At 58.3% G+C, this 12,336-nt stretch carries 13 protein-coding genes; 6 read left to right on the top strand and 7 right to left on the bottom strand.

From position 1 onward, the window contains the following. Window positions 1-81 precede the first annotated feature (81 nt). The 6 genes from INT39_RS21970 (at window position 82) to INT39_RS21945 (ending at window position 6,026) form a co-directional block, all read left to right on the top strand. Entirely contained in the window at window positions 82-2,367 is a 2,286-nt protein-coding gene (locus INT39_RS21970) for a TonB-dependent receptor domain-containing protein (RefSeq protein ID WP_226944966.1), read from the top strand. Between the two features lie 25 nt (window positions 2,368-2,392). Further along, window positions 2,393-2,989, top strand: coding sequence for a PepSY-associated TM helix domain-containing protein (locus INT39_RS21965; RefSeq protein WP_193076101.1), 597 nt, complete (start codon window positions 2,393-2,395; stop codon window positions 2,987-2,989). A gap of 14 nt (window positions 2,990-3,003) precedes the next feature. Next, a complete protein-coding gene (locus INT39_RS21960; RefSeq protein WP_193076100.1) occupies window positions 3,004-3,513 on the top strand; it encodes a DUF2271 domain-containing protein in 510 nt (169 codons plus the stop codon). A 28-nt stretch (window positions 3,514-3,541) separates the two neighbouring features. After that, entirely contained in the window at window positions 3,542-4,420 is an 879-nt protein-coding gene (locus INT39_RS21955) for a DUF4198 domain-containing protein (RefSeq protein ID WP_193076104.1), read from the top strand. Continuing rightward, complete coding sequence (locus INT39_RS21950) at window positions 4,420-5,769, top strand: sulfite reductase subunit alpha (protein WP_193076099.1); 1,350 nt, start codon at window positions 4,420-4,422, stop codon at window positions 5,767-5,769. The genes INT39_RS21955 and INT39_RS21950 overlap by 1 nt, the downstream gene beginning before the upstream one ends. 98 nt (window positions 5,770-5,867) lie before the next feature. Further along, window positions 5,868-6,026: a YqaE/Pmp3 family membrane protein gene (locus INT39_RS21945; RefSeq protein ID WP_044499643.1), complete on the top strand. Its 159-nt coding sequence runs from the start codon at window positions 5,868-5,870 to the stop codon at window positions 6,024-6,026. 106 nt (window positions 6,027-6,132) lie between these two features. Here INT39_RS21945 and INT39_RS21940 read toward each other — a convergent pair whose 3' ends face one another. From INT39_RS21940 to sufB, 7 genes are read right to left on the bottom strand one after another with little or no spacing between them, the layout of a single operon-like run. After that, on the bottom strand, window positions 6,133-6,552 hold the full coding sequence (locus INT39_RS21940; RefSeq protein WP_193076098.1) for a SufE family protein: 420 nt from the start codon (window positions 6,550-6,552) through the stop codon (window positions 6,133-6,135). Between the two features lie 19 nt (window positions 6,553-6,571). Next, window positions 6,572-7,105, bottom strand: a complete 534-nt coding sequence (gene sufT / locus INT39_RS21935; protein WP_226944965.1) for a putative Fe-S cluster assembly protein SufT — start codon at window positions 7,103-7,105, stop codon at window positions 6,572-6,574. 1 nt (window position 7,106) lies between these two features. Next, a complete protein-coding gene (locus INT39_RS21930; protein WP_193076097.1) occupies window positions 7,107-7,463 on the bottom strand; it encodes a HesB/IscA family protein in 357 nt (118 codons plus the stop codon). Between the two features lie 3 nt (window positions 7,464-7,466). Further along, the gene (locus INT39_RS21925; RefSeq protein WP_193076096.1) at window positions 7,467-8,720 is read right to left on the bottom strand and encodes an aminotransferase class V-fold PLP-dependent enzyme; all 1,254 of its coding nucleotides are present in this window, start codon (window positions 8,718-8,720) and stop codon (window positions 7,467-7,469) included. Next, window positions 8,713-10,020: a Fe-S cluster assembly protein SufD gene (gene sufD / locus INT39_RS21920; protein ID WP_193076095.1), complete on the bottom strand. Its 1,308-nt coding sequence runs from the start codon at window positions 10,018-10,020 to the stop codon at window positions 8,713-8,715. The genes INT39_RS21925 and sufD overlap by 8 nt, the downstream gene beginning before the upstream one ends. Before the next feature lie 2 nt (window positions 10,021-10,022). Further along, window positions 10,023-10,772, bottom strand: a complete 750-nt coding sequence (gene sufC / locus INT39_RS21915; RefSeq protein WP_193076094.1) for a Fe-S cluster assembly ATPase SufC — start codon at window positions 10,770-10,772, stop codon at window positions 10,023-10,025. A gap of 50 nt (window positions 10,773-10,822) precedes the next feature. Next, window positions 10,823-12,259, bottom strand: coding sequence for a Fe-S cluster assembly protein SufB (gene sufB, locus INT39_RS21910; protein WP_193076093.1), 1,437 nt, complete (start codon window positions 12,257-12,259; stop codon window positions 10,823-10,825). Between the last annotated feature and the right edge of the window lie 77 nt (window positions 12,260-12,336).

Genomic DNA, 12,336 nt, shown 5'->3' with positions numbered 1-12,336 from the left:
CTTCATGCCTCATTCTCTCAAGAGTTGAGGCCTCCACGAAACCCGGTGTGATTCATTGCATTACTTGCCGCCAGCGTTGCGTTGGCCAATCAGGATGCCGTACAGCTACCCGATGTCACCGTGGTATCGGCTACCGGGTTCGAACAGAAGATCGCCGATGCGCCTGCCAGTATCAGCGTCATCAGCCGCGAACAGCTCCAGAGTAAACCCTATGCCGGACTGGCAGATGCCTTGCGAGACGTTGAAGGCGTTGACGTGGGTGCCGACCTGGACAAGAACGGCAATATCAGTATCACCATGCGCGGTTTGCCCAAGGATTACACGCTTGTTCTGATCGACGGGCGCAGGCAGAGCGATGTCGGAGATATTGGGCCGAACAACTTCGGTAACAGCCAGTTCATGTACATGCCGTCGATGGATGCCATTGAACGCATCGAAGTGATTCGTGGACCTATGTCCACCCTGTACGGTGCTGACGCCATGGGCGGCGTGATCAACATCATCACGCGCAAGGTACAGGACAACTGGGGTGGGTCGATCAGCCACGCGCTGAGCATCCAGGAAAACTCCCAATTCGGGGATGACAAGAAAACCGATCTGTTTGCCAGCGGCCCACTGATCGAAGGACTGCTCGGTCTGGGGTTGCGCGCCAGTCTGTATGACCGCGAACAGAGCGATCCTGGATACAGCGTAGGCACACTGATCAACGGCGACGGCTCGCTATTCGAGGATGGTGGCAGCTTTGGTGATAAGAAGATCGTTGCTGCGAAGAACTGGAATGCCGGCTTCACACTGAATCTGACCCCACTGGAAGATCACGATTTCCAGTTCGAATACGATATCGCCAAACAGCGCTACGACAATACCGAAGGCCAGACCGGCACGCTGGATTCCGTTGATAGCCTGTGGCGCGCCCGTGGCGGGATCATCCAGCCTCGGGTCGGCTATGCGGAACATCAGCGGGTCGAGCGCGAGCAGTTCGTACTGGCCCATACCGGCCGCTGGAACTTCGGCACCAGCGATACCAGCCTGACCCGCAGTACCAGCAGCAATCTTGGACGCTCTCTGCCGCTGACCGTACAGGAACGAGGCGCCCTGCAGGATATCTGGGATCAGGCCGCAGCGGATCAGGGCGTCGGTACGCCCGAACTCACCGATGACCTGCGCGCAGAGCTGGAAAGTACCTTCCTGCCGCGTAACCGCCGCGAGCTGGAAATCCGCAACACCATCTTCGATACCAAGCTGTCGAGCTCCATTGGCAGTCACCATTTCACCCTGGGCGGTCAGTATTTTCTCGCCGAGATGGAGGATGGGGTATTCGGCATGGATGGGGCGTCGTATCAGTCCGGCGCGACCCAGGATCATAAACAGTGGGCTCTGTTTGCCGAGGATAATTGGGATCTCACCGAGAAGCTGACCTTTACCTATGGGGCTCGCTACGACGACCACAACATATTCGGTTCCGAAGTCAGCCCCCGCGGCTACCTCACCTGGCGGACTACGGATAACTGGACGCTGAAGGGCGGCGTCAGCACCGGTTACAAAACACCGAAACCGAACCAGTTGTTTCCGGGCATCGTCGGTTTTGGCGGCCAGGGCGTGAACCCCATGGCGGGCTCACCGGACCTGCAGCCAGAAACCAGCACCAACTACGAGATCGCGGCGTACTACGACAATCTGACCAACTTCAATGCCAACGCGACCCTGTTCTTCAACGAGTTCAAGGACAAGATCGCTCGCGCCGATGCCATCCCCAACTGCTACAACGCCAGCGGTGTGAAATATCTCAGCTCGGGTTGCGTGGACGTCGGTCCTGGTTGGGCTGAACTGGGTTATGACAGCTTCAGCCAGAGCACCAACGTCGATAAGGCTCAGACCAAGGGCCTCGAACTGGCGGCACGCTGGGAGATCATTCCCACGCTCAGCCTCAGCGGCAACTACACCTATACCGACAGCGAGCAGAAAAGCGGCGCACAAAAGGGCTTGCCCTTGGTCAACACGCCCGAGCATATGCTCAATGGCACGCTCAGCTGGGATGTATTTCCGCGCCTGAATGTGGCCCTGATTGCCGAACTGCGCGACGAGCGCTACCGCGGTACAGCTGTCAGTACAGGGCCGACGCCGGTTACCCGCAAGCTGTATTACAAGTCCTATGACATCTACCACCTGGGCATGCGCTTCCAGGCCAGCAATGATCTGACCTTGCATGGCCGCGTCAATAACCTGTTGGACAAGGACATGGCCGGACGCAACTGTGAACCGACCTTCGATGACCTGGGCAATCACGACACCTGGTCTTGCTCGAATGATTACAACGTGACGGAAAAGGCGCGCAGCTTCTGGCTGTCGGCCAACTACCGGTTCTGATAACCCCAGAAAACAAGAGAAGGCAATGAAATACCTGCTGATCGGCACCTTGCGTCAATGGCACTGGATCAGTTCCGCCCTGTGTCTGGCGGGGATGCTGCTGTTCGCCGTTACCGGCATCACCCTGAATCATGCCGGCAGTATCGAGGCGCGGCCCGATGTCCGCACGCTGGAATTGCAACTGCCGGAGGAGCTGATGCCCCTGTTGGTAGTTGCTGGCGAGCAGCAGCAGCTCCCTGCCCGACTATACCGTTGGTTGCAGGACACACTGGCAGTCCGCTTCAAAGATGATGCAGCGGAATGGTCGGATACCGAGGTGTATGTGGGAATACCCACACCCGGCGGCGATGCTTGGCTGACTCTGGACCTGCACTCCGGCGAGGTGTTCTTCGAGGCTACCGACAGAGGCTGGATTGCTTATGCCAACGACTTGCACAAGGGCCGTCACAGTGGCACGGCGTGGAGTTGGTTCATCGATATCTTCGCCGGAGTCTGTGTGCTGTTCACGCTGACGGGCCTGTTGCTGCTTGGCCGTCAGGCACGCAGCCGCCCCAGCACCTGGCCGGTAACAGGCCTGGGTTTGCTGATCCCGGTACTCATTGCTTTGCTGTTCATTCACTGAAAAGAGGATTGGTCATGCGTAAATGGCTGTTACTGCCGCTGGCTGCGGTATTTGCCACGCAATCGAGCGCGGCGAAGCTGGACGTCTCGGTAGAGGTGCCGAGGCTGTCAGTGGCGGAATATCACCGCCCCTACGTGGCGATCTGGATTGAGAATACCGAGGGTCACGTCGCTGATCTGGCGGTCTGGTATGACCTCAAGCTGCAAGACAGCGAGGGTGAGAAATGGCTGAAGGACATGCGTCAGTGGTGGCGCCGCAGTGGTCGTTCACTTGAGCTACCGGTGGATGGACTTTCCGCCGCCACGCGGGCGGTAGGCGAACATTCATTGTCGTTCCCCGAAAACCACCCTGCCCTGACCGCACTTCAACCCGGGGAGTACCAGTTGCTCATCGAAGCCGCCCGCGAAGTGGGGGGCCGCGAGCTGATTCGGCTGCCCTTCCGCTGGCCAGTTGCCGAACAGGTCACCCACGTGAGTACTGGCGACACCGAACTGGGCAAAGTCAGCCTGACCCTCCAACCCTGAACATCACACAGGAACATACAACACCATGTTGAAACAACTCGCTCGCTGGACCGCACTTGCCCTTGCCATCACCCTGCCGCTGTCGGCCAATGCCCACCGCGCCTGGATGCTGCCCTCCACCACCGTGCTTTCAGGTGAAAATGCCTGGATCAGCGTAGATGCCGCCGTCTCCAATGACCTGTTCTATTTCGAGCACCACCCTCTGGTACTGGCAGGTATCGGTCAGCCGCCAGCTCGGGCCAGCCGACCGGGCGAGCAAGTCAGGCCCCGCACCGCCAACCACCTGGTCATCACCGCACCGGATGGTAAAGAAGTCCCGGCGCAGAATGGTCACGTTGGAAAATACCGCAGCGTATTCGATGTGGAACTCATCCAGAAAGGGACCTACAAGCTGGCAGTCGCTGGCGCTCCACGCTACTTCGCCCGTTACCAGGAGAACGGTGAGGAACGCCGTTGGGTGGGTAACCTGGCTGATATGGATCAGGCCATACCGGCCAATGTGCAGGACCTGCAAGTCAGCCAGATGGAGTCGCGCATGGAAGTATTCGTCACCTCCGGACAAACCACCGATACTGTATTCACCCCCATCGGGCGCGGCCTGGAATTGCAGCCAGTGACCCATCCCAATGATCTGTTTGCCACGGAAACAGCGGAATTCATCTTCCTGCTGGACGGCAAGCCCGCCGCGGGCGTAGAGGTGAACGTCATTCCCGGTGGCATTCGGCATCGGGATCAGCTCAATGATATCAAGCAGACCAGCGGCGCAGACGGCAAGGTAGCTATCACCTGGCCGAGCGCTGGTTTCTGGTGGCTGGAAGCCAAAGTCGTGCAGGAAAAAGGTGTTCAGCCCCCGTTGACCCAGCGGCGCGCCACCTATACCGCGACCCTTGAAGTCATGGCTCCCTGATGAGTCTGCCGGAGCTGTCGGAGCTGCACTGGCTATTCAACAAGCGGGCGCTATGGGCTGCTCTGGCCTTGGGTGGCTGGATGATGCTGTGCTGGATCTGCCTGGGTAAGTCCCGGCGCCCCGCGGTAATAAAACCCGCAGCCGCGCCGGACTGGCTGATTGCTTATGCCAGTCAGTCCGGCGCCGCGCGGGAGATTGCCGGACGGCTTGCCCCGGCCTTCCATCAATGCAATCTGACACCCGTGTTACTGCCGCTCAATGCTATCCAGCCGCAGGAGCTGGCCGGTTATTCCCGGGTGCTGTTGATTATCAGCACCTATGGCGAAGGCGAGGCACCGGATAACGCGGCGGCATTCTGGCGCAAGGCTGAAGGTATCCAGCCCGATCTGGGCAGCCTGAATTATTCGATGCTGGCTTTGGGTGACGATCAGTACGCTGACTTCTGCGGCTTTGGCCGGCGCTTGGCGCATTGGTTCAACGCAGCGGGCGCAGCAGCCGCCACACCACGTCAGGAAGTGAATCAGTTAGACCCGGACAGCATCCAGAGCTGGTCTCGCCAGGCTTCGGTCTGGGCAGGAGTGCCGCTGTACGATGCTGGGGCATCAGGCTCGTTCGAGCAATGGAGGCTACTCGAACGCCTGCAACTCAACCCCAACAGCCCGGGCGCACCGGCCTGGCTGATACGTCTGGCACCTGTTGCCGATATGCCGATCTGGCAGGCTGGAGATCTGGCGCAGCTGAGTATTGGTTCAGCCCTGCGCACCTACTCCATCGCCAGTCTTCCGGAAGACGGTGTATTGGAGTTGATTGTCCGTCAGGTTGTCAGTGCGCAAGGCGTCATTGGTCACGGCTCCGGATGGCTATGCTGCCATGCAGAGCTTGGGGTGACAGTAGATATCCGGTTGCAGTCCAATCCGGGGTTCCACTTGCCGGAGCGTGACGGCCCGGGCATTTTTATCGGTGCAGGCACGGGGCTGGCCGGCTTGCGCGGCTTGCTCAGGCAGCGTCAATATCAGGGTCGCACGGACAACTGGCTGATCTTTGGTGAGCGCTGCCTGCAGCATGATCTGTGGCTGAGCGATGAGTTGGATACCTGGACAGCACAAGGCAAGTTGCTGCTGGACCGGTGTTTTTCCCGGGCGGAAGACCGTTCGGAGTATGTGCAACACCGCCTCGCCGCCAAGGCCGACCAGCTGCGGCAGTGGGTCGATCGCGGGGCGAGCATTCATGTATGCGGCAGCTTGGCGGGTATGGGCCGGGAAATTCATCGGCTTTTGCAGGAGCTGCTGACGGCAGAGCAATGGCAGGAACTGCAGCAGCAACAACGTTATCGGCGAGACCTGTACTGAAACCGGCCTCAAAAATGACGCTGGAACCATAGAGCTGGAGCATAGTCAGATAATTTGACTACCCGCTTCGTTAGTTTCGTTTACTCAGGAGTACATACATGGACATCATCAGAATCATCATTGCCATTCTGTTGCCGCCGCTGGGGGTATTTCTGCAGGTCGGGTTTGCCGGTGCGTTCTGGCTCAACATTCTGCTGACCCTGTTTGGCTACCTGCCAGGCATCATTCACGCTGTGTGGATCATTGCTCGTCGCTGAAAACCGATTCGGCGCGTAGCACGACTCGGTTCTTGCCCAGTCTCCCGGCTTCATGCAGCATGGCATCGGCGGTTTTCATCAAACCGTCGATTACCTCCCAGCTCTCCTACACTGCTTCAGCGGTATCCCTTATCCGCTTGACCATCGCCCGCAAGCCGTTGCCGCGAGTCACGCTCAGGTGCTTCAGCAGATTGAGGCGGGTGAAGTAGGCTTCGATGTCGAAATCCAGGATGGCTTCCGGCGTCTTGCCGTTGTAGGCAGCCAATACTACAGCGAGCAGACCCTTGACGATGAAGGCATCACTGTCGGCATCAAAATACAGCTTGCCATCCCCGGCCCGGCTGCTCAGCCAAACCTGGCTCTGACAACCGCGCACGATGTTCTGCTCAGTACGCTGACTGTCATCCAGCGGCGGCAATTCACGACCAAGATCAATGATGTATTTGTAGCGATCTTCCCAGCTGTCAAAAAATGACAAGGTGTCGATGATATCGTCGCTGCTGATGTCTGTGCCGAATTGGCTCATGAAAAAGAATCCTTAACCCTTAAAAAAACATACCGGTTTCAAGCTGTGCTTCTTCGCTCATCATCTCGCGGCTCCATGGCGGATCAAACACCAGGTCCACGTGCACCGTCTCGACATTGGGCACACGGCGCACCCGGTACTCGACATCCCCGACCAATACCGGCCCCATGCCACAACCGGGCGCGGTCAGGGTCATGCTGATGTCCACTCGGTTGGCCTGCTGATCAATGGCCACCGAATAGATCAATCCCAGGTTCACCAGGTCTACCGGGATTTCCGGATCGTAAACGGTCTTGAGCGCGGTCCAGACATTTTCTTCACGGATCAGCTCGTCGGTCGGCTCGGGGAAGGTCAGCAGCTCCGGCTCCAGGCCGAGATTCGCTGCGTCGGTGCCATCCACGCGGACCATCTGGCCGTTGTAGGTAACCGTGTAGTTGCCACCCAGTGCCTGGGTGATGGTTACAAAAGTATCTTTCGGGATCGTCAGCTCTGTGCCATCGGGGACCCGTCGCGCCGGGCAATCTGCCTGGGCGACAACCATACGTCTTTCCATGTCAACTCACACTGAAGCTTTCGCCGCAACCGCATTGGTCTTTGACGTTGGGGTTAATGAAACGGATCTGCCGGTTGATGCCTTCCTGCACGATATCGATTTCAGTGCCGGAGAGAACCGCCAGGCTGTCCTGATCGACCAGCAATTCGACCTGGTCATCCAGCTGGTAATGCAGATCGCTCTCTGCGCCCTGCTCTACCATGTCGATGACATACATGAAGCCGGTACAACCGCTCTTCTTGATGCTGACCCGTACCGACTTACCCGGTTGACTGGTCAACTGGCGCCGGAAGTGTTCGAGCGCAGCCGGGGTGACGGACACCGCCTGGCTGGTTGGATCAAATGATTCGACACTCATATTCTACTCCTCGACAAGAAACTGTTTCGCCTTGGCCAGTGCTTCGAACAGACGATCAATGTCGGCTCTGGTGTTGTAGAAACAGAAGCTGGCGCGCACCGTGCCCGGGATACCCAGCTGATCCATGATCGGCTGAGCACAATGGTTGCCGGTACGCACCGCGACACCCTGCTGATCCAACAGCATGCCCACATCATGAGGGTGGGTGCCATCCATGAGAAAGCTCAACACTCCGGCACGTTCTGCCGCGGTACCGACCAGAGTGATGCCGGGCATGGCCCGGGCCTTGGCCTCGGCATACTCGAGCAGATCTCGTTCGTGGCGTTCTGCTGCCTCTCGGTCAATGCTCTGCAGGTAATCCACCGCGGCGCCCAGGGCGATCACTCCAGCGATATCCGGCGTGCCCGCTTCGAATTTGTATGGCAACTGATTGTAGGTAGTGCCGGCAAAGCTGACCGTCTCGATCATCTCGCCACCGCCCTGGTACGGTGGCATGGCCTCCAGCAGTTCAACCTTGCCATACAGCACACCAACGCCGGTCGGGCCGAACATCTTGTGTGCTGAAAACACATAAAAGTCGCAATCCAGCGCCTGCACATCAACCCGCAGGTGACTCATCGCCTGGGCGCCATCAATCAGACATACCGCACCGGCAGCATGGGCCAGGCGAATTATCTGCGCGACCGGGTTGACGCTGCCCAGTGCGTTGGATACATGCCCGCAGGCGACCATGCGAACCCGATCATCGAGCATGGCTTCGAACGCGACCAGATCAATGGTGCCGGTATTATCGACCGGAATCGGCTCGACGGTGGCGCCCATCTGGGCAGCAATCATCTGCCACGGAACGATATTGGAATGGTGCTCCATGGCCGAGACCAGTACCCGGTCGCCTTCCTTCAGCTGACTGCGGCCCCAGCTCGCGGCGACCAGATTGATGCCTTCGGACGTCCCGCGGGTCCAGATGATCTGTCGCGCTTCAGGCGCATTGATCAGTCCGGCAACCTTGACCCGAGCGTTCTCGAACTTCTCGGTAGCGCGCTCGGCAAGGGTATGCGCACCGCGGTGCACGTTGCTGTTGTCCTGACGGTAGTAGTCCACTATCGCCTGGATGACGGCTTCTGGCTTTTGCGTTGTCGCTGCGTTGTCCAGATACACCAGCGGCTTGCCATGGACGTCCTGATGCAGGATCGGAAAGTCCTGGCGGACCTGCTCGGCATTGAAGGCGCTGCGGGTGCCCACGGCCAGATCAGTCATAGTCCAACTGCCCCAGTTTCTCATCGCCCTGACCAAAAAGTGTCGTCAGTCGCGGGCGCAGATAGTCCTGTATCGCCTGCTCCGGCACCTGGTTGAGCAGCTCGTTGATGAAACCGAAACTGAGCATGCGGATCGCTTCAGTGCGCGTGACTCCGCGGCTCTGCAGGTAGAACACCGATGTCTCGTCAAGCTGACTGATGGTCGCGCCATGGGCGCAGCGTACGTCATCGGCGTAGATTTCCAGCTCCGGCTTGGTATTGATTTCCGCCTTGGGCGAGGTCAGCAGGTTCTTGTTGCTGAGTTCAGCCAGGGTCTTCTGAGCCTGCGGGTGAATATGTATCCGGCCGTTGAATACCGCCTTGGCCGAGTCACCGATAATGCCGCGGAACACTTCATTACTGGTGCAATTGGGCACGCGGTGTTCGACATTGGTGTGATAATCGATCAACTGCTTGTTGCGCGGCAGATAGACGCCGTGCAGCTCCATATGAGCGCCTTCTCCGCGCATATTGACGTGGTAGTCAATGCGCTTGAGGCGGCTGCCCTGAGCCAGCGTGAAGCCATGCAGACGCGCGTCGCGATGCAGGTTCACGTGTACGCCGCCCACGTGCAGCAGGTCTTCCTGCTCCAGGTTGATGCGGTAATGCTGCAACTGGGCGTTATTACCGACCACTATTTCAGTGTGGCTGTTGACGAACAGGTTCTGCTGCTCGCTGCCGGACACGTAGTGTTCTATCAGTTCCGCCTGGCTACTGTCTTCCAGTACCACCAGCACGCGCTGGCTGCTGACCGCCGGCTGCGCTTCCGGTGTGGCTACGTTGAGAATGTAGACCGGCTTTTCCAGCTTCTCGCCGCGAGGCACATGCAGCAGGATGCCGTCGGCGACCCAGGCATTGCTCAGGGCGGCGAACAGGTGCGTAGCCGTATCGGCCACGGTACCCAGGTGCTGACGAATCAGCGCCTGCTGACTGGCATCGGCATTGGCGAAGCACACGACACCGGCAGGCAGCTCACTGGAATGTTCAGCGGAAAAATGTCCATTGATGAACACCAGTCGCGTGGCATCCAGCTCGATGGGGTCGATCGACTGCTGCCATGCACAATTATCAACCTGCGCCCACTGCGCCGGATTGTCATTCTGCAACGCAGTCAGCGGCGTGTATTTCCACAATTCGGTCTTGCGAGTCGGCCATTTGGCGGTCGACCAGATATCAGCACCGCGCACGCGCACGTCAGCCAGCCATTCAGGGCTATGCTGCTCTGCGGCCAGCGTCAGGGCCTGTTGTTGAAAGTCAGACATGTTCAGCCTTCCCCGTTTTCCAACCAGCCGTAGCCTTTGGCTTCCAGTTCCAGAGCCAGGCTCTTGTCGCCTGACTTGACGATACGACCACCGGCCAGTACGTGTACGTAATCCGGCACTATGTAGTCCAACAGACGCTGATAATGGGTGACCACGATGAAACTGCGCTTGCCGTCACGCATGGAGTTCACGCCGTCGGCAACCACCTGCAGGGCATCAATGTCGAGACCGGAGTCGGTTTCATCGAGAATGCACAGGTCGGGCTCAAGCAGCATCATCTGCATGATCTCGTTGCGCTTCTTCTCACCGCCGGAAAAGCCTTCATTGACGCCGCGCTTCAGGAAGCTGGCGTCCAGGTCGACGCGCTTGGTGGTTTCCCGTGCCAGTTTCATGAACTCGACGGCGGACAGCTCCGGAAGGCCGGCATGCTTGCGCTTGGCATCGACAGATACCTTGAGGAACTCCATATTGCTGACGCCCGGGATTTCCACCGGGTACTGGAAGGCCAGAAAGATACCCTCACGGGCGCGCTCTTCGGTGTCCAGCTCAAGCAGATCTCGACCCTTGAACAGCACGCTGCCGCCAGTCGCTTCGTAGCCGGGTCGGCCGGACAACACGTTGCCCAGGGTGCTCTTGCCGGAACCGTTCGGCCCCATGATCGCATGCACTTCACCCGGCTTGACCTCGATATCCAACCCCTTGAGGATATCTTTCTCTTCAACTTTCGCGCACAACCCTTTGATCGATAACATATTTTACGCCTGATAATCTGTATGAATTCGTCTCGACAACCCGCGATGGATCAACCCACCGAACCTTCCAGGCTGACTTCCAGCAACTTGCCCGCTTCCACCGCAAATTCCATCGGCAGCTCCTTGAATACATCACGGCAGAAGCCGTTGACGATCATGGAGACCGCTTTCTCGGCATCCAGCCCGCGCTGCTGACAGAGGAACATCTGGTCGTCGCTGACCTTGGAGGTGGTCGCCTCGTGCTCGACTACCGCGCTGGGGTTTTTGCTCTCGATGTACGGAAAGGTGTGCGCACCGCAGCGATCGCCAATCAACAGCGAGTCGCACTGGGTAAAGTTGCGGGCACCCTCGGCACCGGGGTTGATACGCACCAGGCCACGATAGGAGCTGTTGCTGCGTCCGGCAGAAATCCCTTTGGCGACAATGGTCGAACGGGTGTTCTTGCCAAGATGGATCATCTTGGTGCCGGTATCGGCCTGTTGGAAATTATTGGTCAGAGCCACCGAGTAGAACTCACCGACGCTGTTGTCACCCTTGAGGATGCAGCTGGGGTATTTCCAGGTTACTGCTGAACCGGTCTCCACCTGGGTCCAGGAAATCTTCGCATTGGTATGAGCGACACCGCGCTTGGTCACGAAGTTGTAGATACCGCCCTTGCCTTCGGCGTCGCCGGGGTACCAGTTCTGTACTGTGGAGTATTTGATCTGGGCATTATCCAGAGCCACCAGCTCCACTACCGCTGCGTGCAGTTGGTTTTCATCACGCATTGGCGCGGTGCAACCTTCCAGATAACTGACGTGGGAGCCTTCATCAGCGATGATCAACGTCCGTTCGAACTGTCCGGTGTTCAATTCGTTGATGCGGAAGTAGGTGGACAGCTCCATGGGGCAGCGTACGCCTTTGGGGATATAGACGAAGGAGCCGTCAGAGAACACCGCAGAGTTCAGCGCGGCATAATAGTTGTCCTTCTGCGGCACCACGGTGCCAAGGTATTTCTTGACCAGATCAGGAAAGCGGCGAATCGCGTCACTGATTGGACAGAAGATCACGCCCGCCTCTTCCAACTTCTCACGGAAGGTGGTGACAACGGATACCGAGTCGAAGACCACATCCATCGCAACGCCGGCCAACGCTTCCTGCTCATGCAGCGGGATACCCAGCTTTTCGTAGGTCGCCAGTAGTTCCGGGTCAACCTCGGCCAGGCTCTTGGGCCGATCAGCCATGCTCTTGGGGGCTGAGTAGTAGGAAATGCTCTTGAAGTCGATTTCCGGATAATGCACATGAGCCCAGGTCGGCTCTTCCATTTCCAGCCAGGCGCGATAGGCCTTCAGGCGCCACTCGAGCATCCACTCCGGCTCTTCCTTGCGCGCAGAAATAAAGCGAATGACATCTTCATCAAGGCCGGGCGGCAACGTGTCGGATTCGATGTCGGTATGGAAGCCGGCGGCGTAATCCGTCTTGATAAGGTTCTCGACTTCTTGAGTCACGGTATCACCTCAATCCCGCAGCCAGCACTATGACGGTGGCTGCATTGTGTATCAGGCTGCAATACCTCTTCGGGTAT

The organism is Pseudomonas sp. FME51 (assembly GCF_014897305.1).
Note: the sequence above shows the minus strand (reverse complement) of the source record. Positions and strands in the feature narration are given on the sequence as shown.